14 protein-coding genes are annotated in these 18,520 nt (G+C 44.6%); 7 read left to right on the forward strand and 7 right to left on the reverse strand.

Going from position 1 to position 18,520, the window contains the following annotated elements; translation table 11 throughout:
- Positions 1 to 138 precede the first annotated feature (138 nt).
- The 4 genes from ABH09_RS10470 to ABH09_RS10485 form a co-directional block, all read right to left on the reverse strand.
- Complete coding sequence (locus tag ABH09_RS10470) at positions 139 to 1,359, reverse strand: ABC transporter substrate-binding protein (protein WP_253714344.1); 1,221 nt, start codon at positions 1,357 to 1,359, stop codon at positions 139 to 141.
- Positions 1,360 to 1,534: 175 nt separating this feature from the next.
- Positions 1,535 to 3,625 carry a methyl-accepting chemotaxis protein gene (locus ABH09_RS10475; RefSeq protein ID WP_253714345.1) on the reverse strand — a complete coding sequence of 697 codons (2,091 nt, stop codon included), beginning with the start codon at positions 3,623 to 3,625 and terminating at the stop codon, positions 1,535 to 1,537.
- A gap of 148 nt (positions 3,626 to 3,773) precedes the next feature.
- Complete coding sequence (gene pepT / locus ABH09_RS10480; protein WP_253714346.1) at positions 3,774 to 4,982, reverse strand: peptidase T; 1,209 nt, start codon at positions 4,980 to 4,982, stop codon at positions 3,774 to 3,776.
- Positions 4,983 to 4,997: 15 nt separating this feature from the next.
- On the reverse strand, positions 4,998 to 6,785 hold the full coding sequence (locus tag ABH09_RS10485) for a DEAD/DEAH box helicase (protein WP_253714347.1): 1,788 nt from the start codon (positions 6,783 to 6,785) through the stop codon (positions 4,998 to 5,000).
- Between the two features lie 223 nt (positions 6,786 to 7,008).
- On the opposite strand from ABH09_RS10485, the gene nifJ reads away from it, so the two are divergent.
- The 5 genes from nifJ (at position 7,009) to ABH09_RS10510 (ending at position 14,887) form a co-directional block, all read left to right on the forward strand.
- Positions 7,009 to 10,563, forward strand: a complete 3,555-nt coding sequence (gene nifJ, locus ABH09_RS10490; RefSeq protein WP_253714348.1) for a pyruvate:ferredoxin (flavodoxin) oxidoreductase — start codon at positions 7,009 to 7,011, stop codon at positions 10,561 to 10,563.
- Between the two features lie 309 nt (positions 10,564 to 10,872).
- Positions 10,873 to 11,097: a hypothetical protein gene (locus ABH09_RS10495; RefSeq protein WP_253714349.1), complete on the forward strand. Its 225-nt coding sequence runs from the start codon at positions 10,873 to 10,875 to the stop codon at positions 11,095 to 11,097.
- 18 nt (positions 11,098 to 11,115) lie between these two features.
- Complete coding sequence (locus tag ABH09_RS10500) at positions 11,116 to 12,945, forward strand: ABC transporter permease (RefSeq protein ID WP_253714350.1); 1,830 nt, start codon at positions 11,116 to 11,118, stop codon at positions 12,943 to 12,945.
- Position 12,946: 1 nt separating this feature from the next.
- Complete coding sequence (locus ABH09_RS10505; RefSeq protein ID WP_253714351.1) at positions 12,947 to 14,056, forward strand: ABC transporter ATP-binding protein; 1,110 nt, start codon at positions 12,947 to 12,949, stop codon at positions 14,054 to 14,056.
- Positions 14,057 to 14,095: 39 nt separating this feature from the next.
- Entirely contained in the window at positions 14,096 to 14,887 is a 792-nt protein-coding gene (locus tag ABH09_RS10510; RefSeq protein ID WP_253714353.1) for an inositol monophosphatase family protein, read from the forward strand.
- A 77-nt stretch (positions 14,888 to 14,964) separates the two neighbouring features.
- On the opposite strand, the gene ABH09_RS10515 is transcribed toward ABH09_RS10510, so the two are convergent.
- Genes ABH09_RS10515 through ABH09_RS10525 form a run of 3 tightly spaced genes read right to left on the reverse strand, consistent with a single transcriptional unit; the run spans position 14,965 to position 17,352 of the window.
- On the reverse strand, positions 14,965 to 15,567 hold the full coding sequence (locus ABH09_RS10515; RefSeq protein ID WP_253714354.1) for a hypothetical protein: 603 nt from the start codon (positions 15,565 to 15,567) through the stop codon (positions 14,965 to 14,967).
- Positions 15,568 to 15,581: 14 nt separating this feature from the next.
- Positions 15,582 to 16,259 (reverse strand): response regulator transcription factor, encoded by a 678-nt coding sequence (locus ABH09_RS10520; RefSeq protein ID WP_253714356.1) that lies wholly within the window; start codon positions 16,257 to 16,259, stop codon positions 15,582 to 15,584.
- Positions 16,228 to 17,352: a sensor histidine kinase gene (locus tag ABH09_RS10525; protein ID WP_253714357.1), complete on the reverse strand. Its 1,125-nt coding sequence runs from the start codon at positions 17,350 to 17,352 to the stop codon at positions 16,228 to 16,230. The genes ABH09_RS10520 and ABH09_RS10525 overlap by 32 nt, the downstream gene beginning before the upstream one ends.
- A 175-nt stretch (positions 17,353 to 17,527) precedes the next feature.
- On the opposite strand from ABH09_RS10525, the gene ABH09_RS10530 reads away from it, so the two are divergent.
- A complete protein-coding gene (locus tag ABH09_RS10530; protein WP_253714358.1) occupies positions 17,528 to 17,839 on the forward strand; it encodes a hypothetical protein in 312 nt (103 codons plus the stop codon).
- A gap of 111 nt (positions 17,840 to 17,950) precedes the next feature.
- Positions 17,951 to 18,511, forward strand: coding sequence for a hypothetical protein (locus ABH09_RS10535; protein ID WP_253714359.1), 561 nt, complete (start codon positions 17,951 to 17,953; stop codon positions 18,509 to 18,511).
- Positions 18,512 to 18,520 lie beyond the last annotated feature (9 nt).

Below are 18,520 nucleotides of genomic sequence, written 5' to 3' on the forward strand. Positions count from 1 at the left end.
CTTCAGTTTCAGAACAGGTTTCCTTAAAATGCGATGTTCTAAATCGTGCTATTTGCGCGATTTAGAACTCGTCGACCTGTTCGATAACGGAGTTATCGAACAGGTCTAGTAAAGCAAACTGCTTTATGTGCTGCGTATTTATTTTATCTCGTTTAGAACGCTTGCACTGCTTTCCAATGTAGTCGGATTAAAGATTCTTTCAAAAGCTAAGGATAACTCATCCGACAGAGCAGACCACGTAGGACTTATAAAGGCCGAAGGAGTGTAGCCTGCGCTGTGTCCAAGCATAGCATAGAAGGGAGCAATTTTCTCGTCGGTCATGATGTTCGCTTCGGCAACAACCGACTTTAAAACCGGCAGTTCATATCCGATACGCTCTTTATTTAATTCAGTTCCCGTCCAGTATTTTATAAACTCCCACGCAGCATCCTTATGCTTTGAGCTTTTTGCAATCGATAATCCCGAACTGCTGAGAATACTTACAGAATCTTTCCCTGCTCCTGCAAAGGCGGGAATTTCGACAATACCGTAATTCAAGTTTTCTCGATTAAAACGCACAACCACCCAGCCCCCATAAACATACATAGCGGTTTTACCGCCGCTCATTTCATCCGTGCCGTCTTTTTCGGTTGCAATAGCCCATCCCTGTTTTTCCATATTTTGGAACATATCGAATACGGCTATACTTTTGGGAGCATTCAAATATCCGTCGGTATTTCCGTTGTTGTCCATATAGCTTGTTCCATTGCTCCAAAGATACATTTCAAAAACATAGGGATCATCCTTTACCGGAAATGCGAAACCTTTTACACCCGGAACTTTTTCGGTAATAAGCTGAGCGTTTTTCTGTAAATCATCCCATGTCCAATCGGAAGAGGGATAAGCTAAACCCGCTTTATCGAAAATATCTTTATTGAAATACAGACAATGCGTCGTAAACCCGACCGGCATACCGTATATTGTTCCTTTCATCTGGTTGTACGGCCACAATGCTTCATAAAAATTTTCTTTATAGGCCTTCCCCTCTTTTTCGATATAGGGTTCCAAGTTTTCCAAACCTTCGTAGTAGGCCGGATAGTTCCACATATACATAACATCGGGGGCATCCCCTGACCCCATACCGGCGCTGATTTTTATGTCGTAATCGTCTCCATAGGATTCCAATAAGACCTTAATATCGCTATGAGTTTCATTGAACCGATCGACAAATTTTTGCTGGGCTTCCAAAGTTTCGGCGCTATCCCACGAAGCAAATCTGATTTCCGTTTTGCCGGTGCCTTGCGAAGCCTGCTTTGAGCAGCCGATGAAAAATACTGCGCACAGGGTACATATCATTACAACAAATAGGCTTTTTTTCATATCTTCCTCCTATTAAAGATGGATATATTTAGTAAATATATTGTAAGTTTACTAAGTAAATTTGTCAAGTTTTTATTTATGTGGTTTTATGTCTATTGAAAGTTTAATGAAGGCAACTCAAGCGGGGGGCTTTTCTTTTTATCGAAAAAAAAGAAAAGTCCCTCCCCTATTTATTTTAATTGACTTTAAACTTGCTTACTTCGGCAGCAAGACCGGCGATGCTTTCTTTGTTACGCTGGGTAATTTGGTTAACTTCTTGGACAGACGTATTGATGTATGATGCACCCGACGTCATTTCGTCCATACTGCCGGTGATAACGCGGGTAAGATCGTCAAGTATCGCCATTTCTTTTGCAGCTTTTTCACCGCCCTTCAGCATTTCCGCAGAACCGCTATTAACTTCTACTGTAACCGTATTGATATTCTTAATTGCGGTAAGCACTTCCCTACTGGCATTTTCCTGTTCGCGCATTGCTTCGGTCAGTTGATTACTCATCATCTTAACCTGTTCCGACAGATTAAAAATGGCATTAAATTTTTCTTCAACGCTTTGTGCCGAATTTGAGAGGCTTTCGATTTCCGTACCGAACTGTTTAAGCGTCGTTGTAATGGTTTTTCCCTGTGTTGCCGAATCTTCGGCCAGCTTGCGTATCTCATCGGCAACAACTGCAAAGCCCTTCCCCGCCTCGCCGGCATGGGCAGCTTCTATTGCCGCATTCATTGCAAGCAAGTTTGTCTGACTGGCAATATGTTGAATAACACCGCTCGCCTCTATTAAGCTGCCCGACTCTTCGGCGATTTTTTGCGTAATGGCATTGGAGCTGTGCAGCGTTTCTTTACCGTCGGAGGTCGCAGATGCAAGTGATTTTATCGATTCATCGGTCCTCTCCAAAGTCTTGGTAATCGAAGCGATATTGGCAACCATCTCTTCAATAGCCGAAGAAGATTCCGAAACGCTCGCAGCTTGAGTTGCAATACTGGTGTTCAATTGTTTAATGGTTTGAATAATCTCTTCAATAGTTGCGGATGTTTCGGTAACGCTTGAGGCCTGGGTAAATATCTTCCTCTTTACGTCCTCAATATGAGTGCTGATTTCATTTGCAGCGCCGGCGGTTTCAGACATATTTTGGGCAAGCTCATCGCCTATCTTTGTCATTGCCCCGGCATTTTTATCAACGGATTGAATAGCTGTTCTGATTTTTCCGATCGTTTGGTTAAAATATTCTGAAAGATTACGGATTTCATCCAAGCCGGTTACCGGCAAACTGACGGTTAAATCACCTTCGCCCTGTGCAATATCTTTTAATGCGGCTGCGACACGTACAATCGGGCTGATAATTCGACGTGACAACCAATACACTACGAGAGCAGCGATAAGCAGCATTGCAATACCGATCAGATACATCCAACGGTTCAATATACGGACATCGCTTAAAAATTCTTTAGCCGGTGCACGCAGCATTACAACCCATCCGGTTTCCATCTTCTTGCCTACGACAAATTGAGCTTCTCCGTTATACGAACCCGAACCGTTCACGACATCATCCGAGCTAAAAACCGATTCGACAAGCACAGATAACGAAGCCATGTCCTTATCGGTCTTCGCAGCCTCGCTAATGGACGTTTTTGCTGTAACGCGACTAAAATCGGTATCACCGATAACTCTCCTACTCGTCCCGACGATAAAAACCGAACCGCCTGCACCAACGGTAACCGTTTTACAGATATCGGAAAGATATTGCCCGTCTATATCAATAGAAAAAAAGCCGCTAATCCGCTTATCTTTATCATACATAGGAATTGCATACGAGATAAGAAAAACATCTTTTCCTGCTTGAAAGGGTTCGGACAAGAACGGTGTTCCGCTCACAACCGTGTTGTACCACGGTTGATCGCCGCAAAAAAAACTACTCCCGTCGGCACGGATGAGGTTGCCGTCCATACCTGCCATACCGTAGTTTTTTACGGAGGGTTGACGTTTAATCAGGAAATCGATTTCTTGCAATCGTTGTTGAATAGTTAAACTTTCATCAAACAGAACCGGCGTATCGGCAACTCCTTCCAACCAGAAGGAAAGATCCTCGATTTCATGATCGATCTTTTCGGCAGTTGTAATTGCTTTGTTTTGCAGTAATTCCATAACTTTTGCGGTAATGGCCCGTCTGACAATACTGCCTGCCAAAACAGTCTGCAAAATCGATACGGTAACAATAAATATTGCAAAAATAATAATCAGTCTTTTTTGCAAGCCGAGTTGTTTCTTCATTGCTTATCCTCACTCTAGAACACGAATATGGCCGCAAGGCGGTAGAACGATTATTAATTACATAATATCTATTATCATTATCTATTATATCATGTCAATTATTCCAAGGTAGCTTACAACAAACCTATTTTTAACAATCACAGCCTATTTACCCTACGGCATTCTCGATAATACGGATGAGTAAATCGATCCCCTTATAGATGGAGCTGACGGGGATGCACTCAAAACGCCCGTGGAAGTTAAAGCCGCCGGCAAAGATGTTCGGGCAAGGCAGTCCCATAAACGAAAGCCGTGCGCCGTCCGTCCCGCCGCGGATGGGATGGATAATCGGCGTGATGCCGATCTCTTCCATAGACTTCTTCGCAAGGTCGATAATTTCGATATGCGGTTCAATTTGTCCGCGCATATTATAGTAGCTGTCTGTAATGGAAAGCGTGATGATGGCGCCGTATTTTGTGTTCAAAAAAGCAACGGCATTCCGCAGCAGCGTCTTCTTTTGCTCAAATTTGTCGGTAGAATGGTCGCGGATAATGTACGACATGGAGGTGTGATCCACTGCGCCGTTAAGGTGAGTAAGGAGGAAGAAGCCTTCATACCCTTCCGTATATTCGGGCTTTTGTTCTACCGGCAGCATAGCGTCCAGCTCGCCGGCAACTCGCAGCGAATTGATCATGATATTTTTTGCCGTACCCGGATGGACGTTCTTCCCTTGAATTTCGATTTTAGCGCTTGCAGCGTTAAAGTTTTCGTACTCCAACTCGCCGATTTCTCCGCCGTCGATGGTATACGCAAAATCCGCACCGAATTTTTTTACATCGAAGAGGTCTGCACCTCTGCCGATTTCCTCATCGGGGGTAAAGCCGATTTTAATCGTACCATGCTGCACCTGCGGGTTGTCACGGAGGTATTCAACCATCCCCATGATGATGGTGATGCCCGATTTATCATCCGCACCCAAAAGCGTGGTGCCGTCAGTGGTGATAATGTCTTCGCCGATAAGTTTGTTGAGGAACGGAAATTCCTTTACCGTCAGCGAATAGGTCTCGTTCAGTTTAATATCGCCGCCTGTGTAGTGCACAATTTTCGGATTGACACATTTTCCGTCCAAGTCGGGCGCGGTATCCATGTGTGCAATAAATCCGATAACCGGCACTTTTTTATCGGTGTTGGCAGGGATTGTTCCGTAGACATATCCGTGCGCATCCTGTTCGGCATCGGCTACGCCCAGCTCGTGCAATTCCTGCACTAACATCTTTCCAAGCTCAAGCTGTCCCTTGGTGCTGGGGCATTCGGGGTTATCCTCATTCGATTTGGTATCGACTGCAATGTATTTAAAAAAGCGTTTTACTGCATCCATATCTCTCATCACTCCTTACTTTCCGGTAAACAGTTTTTTCAGCATACCGAATATACCTGTTTTTTGTTTTACCGGCTGGGCTTGTGCCGAAGACTGTACCGGCGCCTTTCCGGTTCGGCTCCGCTGTTCAGGCATTCGGTCTTGGTTCGGCCGTCTCTTTTGCTTTGAACCCTGCCGTGTATCGCCCGTTTGAGACGGAACATATTTATCACCTTTGCGCCGCTTTTTCTCAGGCTGTCCCTGCCGGTTTTTAGCGCGGTTTACTGGGGCTCCCGCCTTTCCTTTCTTGTCGGCAGCGGGCTGAGCATTGCGGCTTTCTTTGACGCTTTCCGTACCCTCGTTGGTATCTGCAAGGGCGGCGCTATCCTGTGAGGCAAGTTTTTTTCCGTACCGGTTTTTGTAATATGCCATCCGCTCTTCAAAGCTCAAACCGCCGAGTGAGTCGGCAGATTTTTTATCGGTTTTGTCTTCTCCCTGCGTGCCTTTCTTTTTACGCTTTGAATCGGTAAGCCGGGAAGCAGGTTTCGCTGTTTTAACGCTGCGCCGGGAGTCTCTCTCTTCCCGCCTCGATTTTTCGCCGAGGCGCGGCTTGCGTCCGAACCGTCCGCCGGATCGTTCTTCGTCAAAGGAGTCGCGGTCAAGCCGTATATACTGATCGGCGCTGCGGTCTTTTTCAAAATCTTCTTCGCCGGGGATAACAACCGGTATCTTTGCTTCTATATACTTTTCGATATCGGGAAGGTTGTACACATCCTGTTCCGAGCAGAGACTGTACGCAGCGCCGGTCTTTCCCGCTCGCGCCGTTCTACCGATTCGGTGTACGTAGTTCTCCGCCTCATTCGGAAGGTCGTAGTTGATAACCATTGCGAGGTCGTTGATGTCGATTCCCCGCGCCGCGACATCGGTTGCAACCAAACAGCTGAGTTTACCCGCCTTAAACGAATCGATAATATGCAGCCGCTTCGGTTGGGGTAAATCGCCGATGAGGAATTCCGTCGCATAGCCGTTAATGCGCAGCCGCTTTGCAACAATCTCCGTTGTCTTTTTGGTGTTGCAGAAGATGATGGCATTCTCCGGTTTTTCGTTACGCAAGATACCGAGCAGCAGGGACATCTTTTGTTCCGCAGCCACGTGGAACAGCTTCTGATTGATTTCATCAACCGTCACATTATCCGCATCGATGGTGATCTCTTTTGCATCGATAGTGTATTCCCATGCAAGGTTTTTTACCCACGTATTTAAGGTCGCGCTGAACAGCATCGTTTGCCGTTCTTCCGCCTTGGACAATACCGAAAGGAGGCTGCGCAGATCAGGATAAAAGCCCATATCGAACATACGGTCTGCTTCATCAACGACTAAAAAGCCGACATTTTTCAGCTTCATGGTTTTTGATTTTTCAAGATCGATAACGCGACCGGGGGTACCGATGATAAGGTCTACTCCGTTTTTAAGCGCTTCTTCCTGCTGCTGATACCCGACGCCGCCGTAAAAGCTCGCGGCACGGATCCCCGTATGTTTACCTAATTTAAGCGCTTCTTCTTCGACCTGTACGGCAAGTTCCCGCGTGGGAACAAGAATCAAAGCGGGGCGGCGGTCTTCGGTTCCTGCAGCAAGCATCCGTTGCATCAGTGTTACCAGATACGCAGCTGTTTTTCCCGTACCTGTTTGAGATTGTACATAAAGATCGGAACCGTCCATTCCTGCGGAAAACACCTGCTCTTGAACCGGAGTACATTCAATATAACCGGCTTCTTCAAGCCCCTGTAAAAGAGTGGAATCAAGATTACAATTAGAAAAATTCATTTGCCGATGAGTATAGCACACGGGGGCAATCATGAATAGCGGATTAAAAGATTTTTACCTCGATAAAGCTCCGTTTAAAATGCACTTAAACGGCAAAAAGAAACTATTGTCCAACTCTTGCACTTTTTGCATTAAAAGACTATGCTGTATGCAAATCGGATATATTATATTGAATAATATAGTATACGCACCCATTCACACCATACTTTAGAAGGACGATACTATGCCTGAAAAAAACCTCGTAATGATTGACGGTAATACTGCCGCCGGTCATGTCGCGCATGCACTCAGCGAAGTTATCGCAATTTATCCTATCACGCCGTCAAGCCCGATGGGGGAAGTTGCCGATGAGTATTCCGCCCACGGAAAAACCAATATCTGGGGAACCGTGCCGCAAGTCGTCGAACTGCAATCCGAAGGAGGAGCCTCCGGAGCCGTTCACGGTGCATTAACCACGGGAGCGCTCTCTTCAACCTTTACCGCATCACAGGGTCTCTTACTGATGATCCCCAATATGTACAAAATTGCCGGTGAGCTTACCAGCACGGTATTCCACGTTGCAGCCCGTGCTTTGGCAACCAGTGCACTCTCCATCTTCGGCGACCATCAGGACGTTATGGCATGCCGCCAAACCGGTTGGGCAATGCTGGCTTCAAACTCCGTACAGGAAGTTATGGATCTCGCGATTATCGCTCATACTGCGACGCTTGAAGCGCGCGTTCCGTTCCTCCACTTCTTCGACGGTTTTAGAACCTCTCACGAAATTCAGAAGATTGAAGAAGTTTCGCAGGATGTGATGCGCCAGATGGTCAATGACGATCTGGTACGCGCACACCGTCTCCGCGGCTTAACGCCGGAAAAACCGATGATTCGCGGAACCGCTCAGAACCCCGACGTATACTTCCAAGCGCGCGAAGCGGTTAATAAATACTATCTGGCAACCCCCGAAATCGTTCAGCGGGTTATGGATAAATACGCGACCTTAACCGGACGCGCTTATCACCTGTTCGACTATTATGGCGATCCCAATGCGGAATCGATCATCATTCTGATGGGTTCAGGTGCTGACACGGTAGAAGAGACCGTAGACTATCTGAATAGCCAAGGTAAAAAGTACGGCTTACTCAAAGTACGCTTATACCGCCCCTTCAGCGCGGAAGCCTTTGTAAAAGCATTGCCCGCTTCCGTACAGAATATCACCGTACTCGACCGCTCGAAAGAACCCGGCTCGCTCGGCGAAGCCCTCTACGAAGATGTGCGCACTGCAATCGGTGAAATGCAGGCTGCAAAGAAATGCCCCTTTACTCACTATCCCGTTATCCTCGGCGGTCGCTACGGTATGGGTTCAAAAGAATTCACTCCGGCAATGGTTAAAGCCGTATTTGATAATATGGAAGGAGAAAAGAAGAGCAACTTTGCCGTTGGTATCGAAGACGACGTAACGCATGTAAGCCTTGCCTACGATCATCACTTCCATGTTGACGATTCCGGTATGCATCAGGCGATGTTCTACGGGCTCGGCTCGGACGGTACGGTCGGCGCTAACAAGAACTCCATCAAAATTATCGGTGAAGCGACCGACAACAACGCGCAAGCCTATTTTGTGTACGACTCCAAGAAGTCCGGATCAATTACCACATCGCACCTGCGCTTCGGCAAGAAAAAGATCCGCAAGCCCTACCTCGTCGGACAAGCAGACTTTATTGCGTGTCATAAATTCACCTTCCTCGAAACCTACGATATGCTCAAGAGTCTTAAAAAAGGCGGTACTTTCCTTTTAAACAGCCACTGGAATAAGGATGAAGTATGGGAGCATCTGCCGATAGAAGTGCAGAAAGACCTTATCGCGAAAGAAGCGAAGTTCTACGTTATCGACGGTGTCAAGATTGCGGAAAAAGCGGGTATGGGCAACCGTATCAACGTCGTTATGCAGACCGCATTCTTTAAGATTTTCGGTATTTTGCCCGAGGACGAAGCGGTAGCGCTGATTAAGAAATTTATCGAAAAATCCTACGGCAAGAAAGGACCGGAAATCGTTCAGAAGAACATCAAGACCATCGATATGGCGCTTGAAGGGGTTGAACAGGTTACCTATCCCAAAGAGGCGACGAGTAAACTTTCTCGCCATGCCGCAATGAGCGCCGATGCGCCGGAGTTTGTCCGCAAAATATTAGGCAAAATCGCTATCAATGAAGGTGATGCGGTAAAGGTGAGCGAAATTCCGGCAGACGGTACCTTCCCGACTGCAACGACTCAGTATGAAAAACGTGCAATTGCAGAGCATATACCGATTTGGAAGAGCGAACTCTGTATTCAGTGCGGTCAGTGCACCATTGTGTGTCCTCATGCTGCTATCAGAATGAAGGTCTACGATAAATCCAATATCGGCCATGCGCCTTCCGCATTCCGCTCTATACCGTATAAGGGCAAGGAATTCGATAATTCCCTCTTTACCATTCAGGTTTCTCCCGAAGATTGTACGGGATGTGGTATCTGCGTGGAGCAGTGTCCTGCAAAGTCTAAGGAAAATCCGGCGATTAGAGCGATTAATATGGAAGGCTTTGTCGAGCACCGTGCTGTTGAATCGGAAAATTGGAAGTTCTTTATGAGCCTTCCCGACCCCGATACGCGCAAGGTCAACTTGAGCCAGCCGAAAGGTATCGGTATGCGCCGCCCACTCTTCGAGTTCTCCGGCGCTTGCGCAGGTTGCGGTGAAACTCCCTATATCGGTGTTCTGTCGCGACTCTTCGGCGATCGTGCCGTTATTGCAAACGCGACCGGTTGTTCTTCCATTTACGGCGGTAACCTCCCCACGACTCCGTATGCAAAACGCGCGGACGGACGAGGGCCGGTATGGTCGAACTCCCTCTTTGAAGATGCTGCCGAATTCGGTTACGGTATGCGCTTAACCAGCGATAAGCTTGCGGAATACGCGCGCGAAGTTGCCGGAAAGCTCAAAGAGAAAGGTATCGCTGCGGCCACTATCGATAAAGTACTGAGTAATACACAGGCCGATGATGCGGCAATCGATGAGCAGCGCGGCTTTGTTGCCGATCTGAAAAAGGAATTGGAAAAATCTTCCGACCCGCTCGCAAAAGAGCTGCTGTCCTTGACCGATCACTTTGTTAAGCGTTCCGTATGGATACTCGGCGGTGACGGCTGGGCATACGATATCGGCTACGGCGGCTTGGATCACGTGCTTGCTTCCGGTAGAAACATCAACGTACTGGTACTCGATACGGAGGTGTATTCCAACACCGGCGGTCAGATGTCAAAGGCAACGCAGATCGGCGCTATCGCAAAATTCGCCGCCTCCGGTAAGGAGACCAGCAAAAAAGACCTCGGTATGATGGCGATGAGCTACGGCTATGTGTATGTTGCGCAGGTTTCCATGGGTGCAAATATGTCGCAGGTTATCAAGGCGTTCCGTGAAGCTGAAAGCTATGACGGGCCTTCGATCATCATCGCATATAGCCATTGTATCAACCACGGTATCAACATGACGAAGGGTATGTCGAACCAGAAAGAGGCTGTTACCTGCGGTCTGTGGCCGTTGTACCGCTACGACCCGCGCTTAACAGATCAAGGCAAGAACCCCTTCCAGCTTGACAGCAAAGAGCCGGACTTTAACCTTGCAGACTTTATGTATAAAGAAGTACGCTTCAAGTCGTTAAAGAATGCAAACCCCGAACGCGCTCAAATGCTGCTTGATAAAGCGGTTGCGAAGGCGAAGCGGCGCTGGCAGGAGTATAAATATCTTGCCGATCGCCCGTTCTAAGCGGATACTGAATAGAGAAAACCTCTAACGATCAAACGAGATTGTTAGAGGTATTCAGTGATGTAACGATAAAAACAAGCCGCTTGCTTCCGGTTGGAGACAAGCGGCTTTGTTATGAAAGGCGCTGTAAAAGTTTTGCGGCGCCTTTTTTTATTCGTGAAGAAGCATCTCCGATGTATCGCGCCGTAAAACACGAGGCTTTCTACCAGCCTCCCGAAGCCCCGCCGCAAATAGTTTAAGGCAGCAAGATAAGCCACAAGAGTATTGAAAAACCATCTCCTTTCATATTTTATAAATTTTATACACAGATTGCAAAAATCAACCGACCGTCCGTATACGGCGATGCTCTTTATTAACTATCTGTCAACGGCAGAAGGCATTGCAACCTATCAGGAAGGGAATGGAGTGTATTCTACAAATAGCATGGTACAACAGGACATAGATTCGTTACTCGACGGATTTGTACTGGAAAATTATACCGATGTAAAATCAGATTGGGCATCGATTGTCAAACTTCTTGAAGGGTATAATTGATCCGTATCTTGTATATATATGAAACCTATGACACTTACCGTGAAGAGGGCCGGCAACAAGTTAAAAGCATTTTTCTCTCAGCCCTCAAATATCATTCTTACCGTTGCGCTCATTTTACTCGGTGCAACGACTATCTTCCCGCTCATTTCGATGATTATCGAAAGTTTTACCGTACATTTACGGGAGGCTTTGTTTCATGGAGAGCCGGCGGGAAGCATATCGCTCAGCGGATGGAAATCGCTTTTACTCACGTCGGAGTATAACTACAGTAAAAATTACTTTTACGTTCCGCTGTTTAACTCAATCTCCATGGCGTTGATTGCTTCCGCAGTTGCGATTGTTATCGGCGGAGTATTTGCATGGTTTATCAACCGGACGAACATCCCGCTGAAAAAACCGATATCGGCGCTACTTTTATTCCCGTACATTATGCCGTCGTGGACGATTGCACTTTTTTGGCACAATATGTTTGCTAACGTAACGGTGCACGGATGCAGTGCAAACGGGATTATCGCTTCGTTGTTCCATGTCTATGCGCCGGAGTGGTTTGTTTACGGACGGTTCCCTATCGGGATGACGCTCGGTATTCACTATGCGCCGTTTGCCTATATTCTGATCGGCGGTATTCTGAAAAACATGGATGCAAACCTTGAAGAAGCGGCGACCATTCTAAAAACGCCGCGCTGGAGAATCCTTACAAAGATTACTTTGCCGATTGTAGCTCCCGCGATGATGAATACGTTTTTGCTGGTGTTCGCCAGTTCCGTAAGCGCGTATGCCGTACCCGTTTTTCTCGGTACTCCTATCGGCTTTATGACGTTAACCACCTCGATGACCTACTTTAATCAGGCGTATCCGGCGCAAGGCTATGCAGTCGGTATCGTGCTGGTAGTATTAGGGCTATTCGTACTGGGCATCAACAACCTGTTTACCGGAAAACGGAAGTCATACACAACGGTAACCGGCAAGAGTTCGCAAGTATCATTCATCAATCTAAAAGCAGCGCGGCGGCCGCTTGCAGCAGCAGGTCTTCTTATCGTCTTTGCTATCTCCATTCTGCCGATGATTACCTTTGCACTGGAATCGGTACTGAAAAGCGCCGGTAATTATACACTCGGCAATATGTCGTTTAATTTCTGGATCGGTGATCCCAATTCGCAAGCTCTGCAAGCGCAATACTATAACTGGGAAGGCGGTATTTTGGTCAATGCGCATGTATGGAGTGCGCTGTGGCATAGCTTACTGCTCTCACTTGCCTGCGCACTGATTGCCGGTACGTGCGGACTGTTGGTCGGCTACGCGGTTGTAAACAAACGGCATTCCAAGCTATCAAAAATCGTGAGCACACTTGCGTTTATTCCATATCTTATTCCTTCAATGGCGTTCGGTATGGCGTATCTTGCGCTATCGGTTAACTGGTCGTTTTTATACGGGTCGTTTTTTCTGCTCGTGTTGGTTGGTGCGATTAAATATATGCCTTTTGCAACGAAGTCCGCTACAGGCGCGATGCTGCAGCTGTCAGGTGAAATAGAAGAAGCCGCAATTTTAACCAATACGCCGTGGTGGAAACGGATGCTGAAAATTATCTTTCCGATTCAAAAACCGAGTTTCTTGTCGGGATATCTTTTGCCGTTTATCTCGTGTATGCGCGAACTATCGTTGTTCGTGCTTTTGATTGTGGATAGTAATTTCATTACAACAACCCTACTGATGTATTACAACGAAAAAGGATATTCTCAGTACGGCAATGCGTTAAACTTATTGATTGTCATTATCGTGCTGCTTATCAACTGGGTGGTGAATAAATTGACAGGCGCAAGCGTTACGAAAGGCGTAGGAGGAAAATAAGATGTCTGAGATTATATTGGAACAGGTGACAAAGCAATGGGGAAAATTTGTCGGCGTTGATAACCTCAATATGACAATAGACGACCGTGCATTTGTAACGCTGCTTGGTCCTTCCGGCTGCGGAAAAACGACAACGCTCCGGATGATTGCGGGACTGGAAACGCCTACATCGGGAAAGATTATTATCGACGGCACACCCGTCTTCGATTCGGAGAAAGGAATCAATGTGCCGCCGTCAAAACGGAATGTCGGCTTTTTGTTTCAAAACTATGCGTTGTGGCCGCACATGACGGTGTATCAAAATATTGCATTCGGCTTGCAAAACTTAAAGTGGGATAGCCGGCGCATTAGAAAACGGGAGGCGGAGCTGCTTGCCTTGCTGAAAATCGAGCAATTTGAAAAAAGATATCCGAGTGAGCTTTCAGGCGGTCAACAGCAGCGGGTTGCCATTGCGCGAACGCTTGCTCCCAATCCAAAAATTTTATTTATGGATGAGCCGCTGTCAAACCTTGATGCAAAGCTGAGGACGGAAATACGGGTTGAACTGAAACGGCTGCACAGCACTACCGATTCCACATTTGTGTATGTTACGCATGATCAGTTGGAAGCGATGACGCTTTCTACGAAGGTCTGCATTATGGAAAAGGGACTGTTAAAGCAATACGCCGCTCCGCTTGAGATGTACAATAAGCCGTCGTGTGTATTTGTCGGCGACTTTATCGGCAATCCTACTATGAATTTTATCGAGGCGGAATACCGTAAGGGTAGCATTCAATTTTGCGGATTGCAGGCGGAATTTGTCAGCGATACGCCGCTCCCGTTTGAAGAAAAAAGCGTTATTCTCGGCATCCGTCCTGAATATGTGCAGATAAGTGAACACGGAAGTGTAGAGGGAACCGTCTTTTCAACCTTACCTGCGGGCATGGAAACAACCGTTAAAATCAATTCGCACGGTACCATTCTTACTTCCGTTGTGTTCGGCAGTGTCGATTATGACATTGATAAAAAAGTCTCATTCGATTTTTCCGGCAACTCCATCATCCTCTTCGATAAAGAAACCGAAGCAAATATTGCGATGGGTCACTTGGGCATCTCTAAAACTCAAGGTTAGTTTTTAGAGGTTCGCACTTGCAGTTTAATGGATAGCAGCATGACGTCAGAAACATTACATCAACTCTGCGATTATTTGGTTCCGCTGATAACGGGAGCCTATCGGGAAGCATCACGATATAATGTTCAGGGGATTGAAAAAAAAGAATTGAACGATATTGCCACGTTTACCGACCGGTTTATGGAACAAGCAATTGTAGAAGGCATCCGGCAGCGCTTTCCCGATCATACGTTTATCGGCGAAGAATACGGCGAAAACCGTGGGGAAAGCCCCTACGAATGGCTTATCGATCCGATTGACGGTACGGTGAATTTTGCTGCCGGTATTCCAATGTTCGGCACAACGCTCGCCTTACGGAAAAATAAAGAAACGATTTTCGGCATCATATTCGATTGGCCGAATAACGCTATTTACTACGCAATCAAAGGAGAGGGAGCGTACTGCGGCACTATGAAACTGCGGGTGTCGCAGCGTTCGCGCCTTGACGAATCGATTGTCAGTATTTGTTTAACATCGAGTTATAATACCGAATACAGCGAAAAAGTCCTCGACCTTATACAAAAATTGCAGCCGCATGTACGCGGCATACGGATAATTGTTTGTACGGTCTATGAGCTTATCTGGCTTGCAACCGGCAAAAGCGAAGCGATGATCAACGTCAAACCCTCGATGGGCTTAAGTTCCTGCGCCGGTAAGTTGATTGTCAGCGAAGCGGGCGGTAAGGTAACCAATCTATCGAATAAGCCGCGACAAGAAATCGATGATTTATTAATCACCAACTCGGTTATCCATGATGCAGTGTATAACATTATCGCGCGGGCATCCAAATAATACTATCCCGTGATATGACATACTCACATCACGGTTATTCCCGATCTACTATGAATTATAAACACAACGGAAGTACTCTACGCCGACGCTATTGATTTTTTATAAAATCTATATACGAACAAGCTTACTGTTGCACTGAAAACTTTATCTATCAAATTTGTAACGGTGCCGCCGAAGTATGCCGCAAATGTTAAGCTCTGTGTTACAACATATATTCCTTGAACGGCGTTGTCTACTTGAGGAATGGAGGTATTTGCTGAGTAAAAAAGATAGGAAATGGTGTCACCCAGAATTGAATTGGTAATGGCTGAGATAAAACCTATCCACATAAAATTTTCGGTTGTGTAAGAAATATCTGTATAAGGGGTATTCGGGTTTAAAGGTGTCTTGGCTTTTTTCCGTTCGGAATAAAATACCAGATGTGCAACTACTGCGGTAGAAATATGACATAGCATAAAAAGAATCCCTGTATTTGCAAAAATGCACAAAAGAGCGTTACTTGCGATTGCACATACAATCCCCGGAATAAGTCCGCACAAGGCTGTTACAGCAATAGTAAGCAGAGAATCCAAATACAAAGGAAAAGCAACAAGCCCTGCAAGATATGAACACATACAATTAATCACAATGCTTGCAATGGTGAAAATGACTGTAAACATCCTTCGGCTGATTCGTTTCATTACATTTTTTCTCATTAAAATAGCAGCCCTAAAAGTTTTGCTTTTTCAATCAAATCATGCCGATCGCGAATAAACATTTTTCCGTAAACGGCAGTCCGCTGATTTAAGATTGTTTTTTCCGATTTTCCAAGCAGTTTTGCAATTTCAACTACATCAAGACCCTCAGCAAGATGAATGAAAACTTCTTGCTCTTTTTTTGAAAGACTTTTGTAATTATCAAAAAGATAACTTTTTTCGTCGCGGACGATGTGCTTGCCTTTGTTCTGCGGTAAAAGAGTGCGCAAAACTTTGCTTGCAACGCTATTGTAATACGTGTTCCCTGAACCTACCGCAAGGATTGCTTTTTCAACTTCATCAATCGAGGCTTCTTTTGTAATAAAACCTTGAACGCCGATCAAAAGTGCATGTTCTACGTGAATATCATCATTGTACATAGTGTAAACCAAAATGAAGATATCAGATTTCACACCTCTGATTTTTGAAACCGATTCAAGCGAGTTTTCACCGTCGAGGTTTAAATCGAGAACCACAATTTTGATATCTTTATCTTCATTAAGCTTTTTTAGTGCTTCCGGGATTGTCCCCACGCCTGTTATAGAAAGTGACGGATTTCTGTTTTGAAGCATAAAAATCATTCCGTCCCGTAAACCCGTGTGATCATCAATGAACAGAATCTTTAACGGTGATTGCAATGGTAAAACCTCCTTCATTTATAAAATCCGCACTGCCGTCTATCATTTGGGCACGCTTTTTGATATTGGTAAGTCCGTAATGCTTTACGGCAGCTTTTTGCTTCTTGCTTGCAACTTCGGTTTCTTCAAAACCTTTTCCGTTATCGCAGATGATAAAACGGAAATCATCAATCCCGTCCACAATTTTTATTTCAACTTGTGTCGCATCGGAATGCCGTGAAATATTGCTCAACGCCTCCTGCAAAATTCTGATAAGATGTGTCTTTTGCGTATTTTTGAGCGCAATTATTTTCTGACTTGCAACATATAGATTTGTTTTTATTCCGAAATTCACTTCAAATGCAGTGCAAATCTCGCGTATAATTTTTTCAAAATCTTCCGTAAACTCAATACTTCCGGAGCCTATCATATAACGAATTTCGTTTAGGGCTTGTTTTGCGTAAAATTTCGATTTTGAAAAATCTTCTTTTTCAAGATAGATATTGAGCGCGGCAAGATTCTGTGCAACTCCGTCGTGAAGGTCGCGGCTGAAATTACTCTGTTCGGTTTGCATTGTTTTAAGTTGTTCGAGTTGCATTGAATTTTTAAAGAATTTTTCAAGGATTATAAAAGCTGCAATCGCAATCAGAAAAAGGGCGCTATATAAAAGAGAGTCGTAGCCGAGGTTCAGCCTTGTCTGCACCTCATGAATGTGATTTTGAAAACTGATAATAGCATCCGTGTTACGATTACCACTTTGAATGTTTTGAATGATTGCTTCAAGTTCTTTTTTTAGAGGTGCATCAAAATAAGTAAAGGCTTGGTAGTCTGATCTTAGTTTAAAGGCAATTAATTCAAAATCTACAGGATTTTCCGAAAAAACGTCAACGTCGTCACAGTCGGCAACTATGCTTTTCGGATCCATTTGAAGCACTAACATTTCCGTGTCGAGTTTCTGAATCAGATTGTTACTTGCCCGCTTAAAAAAAATTGTGCAAAAAAAGATTGCGAGCGCGGTGTAGATAAATATCGACTCGATTTTAAAAATTTTCTTAATAAGACTTAGCAGCATGATTTTCCAGTAAAATTGTTCGGTAATGAAACTATCGACCATATCTAGTATAACACGAACCGATATTCATGTCTTGGGAAAAATTCCCAAAGTTTTTAGGAAAAATGACCAAAAGAATATGTAAGGGATGGAGTATAATAAAAAAAATCGGCTTATGGTGCCGATTGTAAGGAAAATAGGAACGTTAAAATAATTTACAAGGAGAAGGGATGTAAATATGTTTATACAACTAAATTCTAAACTTTTCTTTAGAGCCGAAGAAATCACTTATGTAGGCTTGATTGGGTCTTACGGTGACGCTCGTTGTCGGATTGAATTTAACAACGGTAGAACTATTGAAGTCTATTCAGAAACAAATGCACAAGCGATATATGAAAAGCTGATTGAATGTTTAACTATACCTCAAGACGCTGATACAATTTCATTAAATTTTGATAATTGCATATTCTGCTATACAGGCGTTCGGCATCCGGTTACGCTTACGGAAGAAGAATACAAACCTAGTTTCTTAGACCTAAGCGGCTTGTAATGGTGTAAATATTCATTATGCAATGGAATTATATGCATTGTCACGGCATTCATAATAAATCGGATTAATTGATAATCAAATAAGAATAATCTGTAAGGAGATAATGAAAAGATGGACAAAAACAAAGATAGCATTCTTTCTGAAACGGAAAAAGCACTGTATAAAGCAATAAATCTATTTCAGAAAAAGATATTTAGGAAATTTTTGATTGATGCAATAACAAGCAATGATAAGGACAGTTTTAAGGATGTCGTTTATATTATTGGCTCTCAATGGGGAGTTCTACGAACTGTAAAAAAAGATAATGATGCACAAAACGAACAAGATGAATTTCCTAAGAAAGAATATTTTTCAGCCCTTATAGAACGCCTATGGGAAAATAAAGAAAAAATTCTCAAAGGTAATTATAGAGAATGGACAAAAGATAAATACCCGCATTCTTATGAAAGTAAGATTTGCTTTCTTTTAAATCCAAAAAAATACGGAATTGTTTTTGATTCACATAATAGAAAATCACTGAAAGAATTGGAATTTTTGGGCAAAGAGAATTGTTCTCCAACTGAATGGGAAAATGCCGTTAAGAACTATTTTATAAAAAATGATTTTAGCGATTTTTCTATTGAGGACTATTTTATAAACGATTGCAATCTATGGCTTAAAGGCTGGAAATAAATAAAAAAC

This window comes from Treponema sp. OMZ 803, from assembly GCF_024181165.1.
GTDB lineage: Bacteria > Spirochaetota > Spirochaetia > Treponematales > Treponemataceae > Treponema.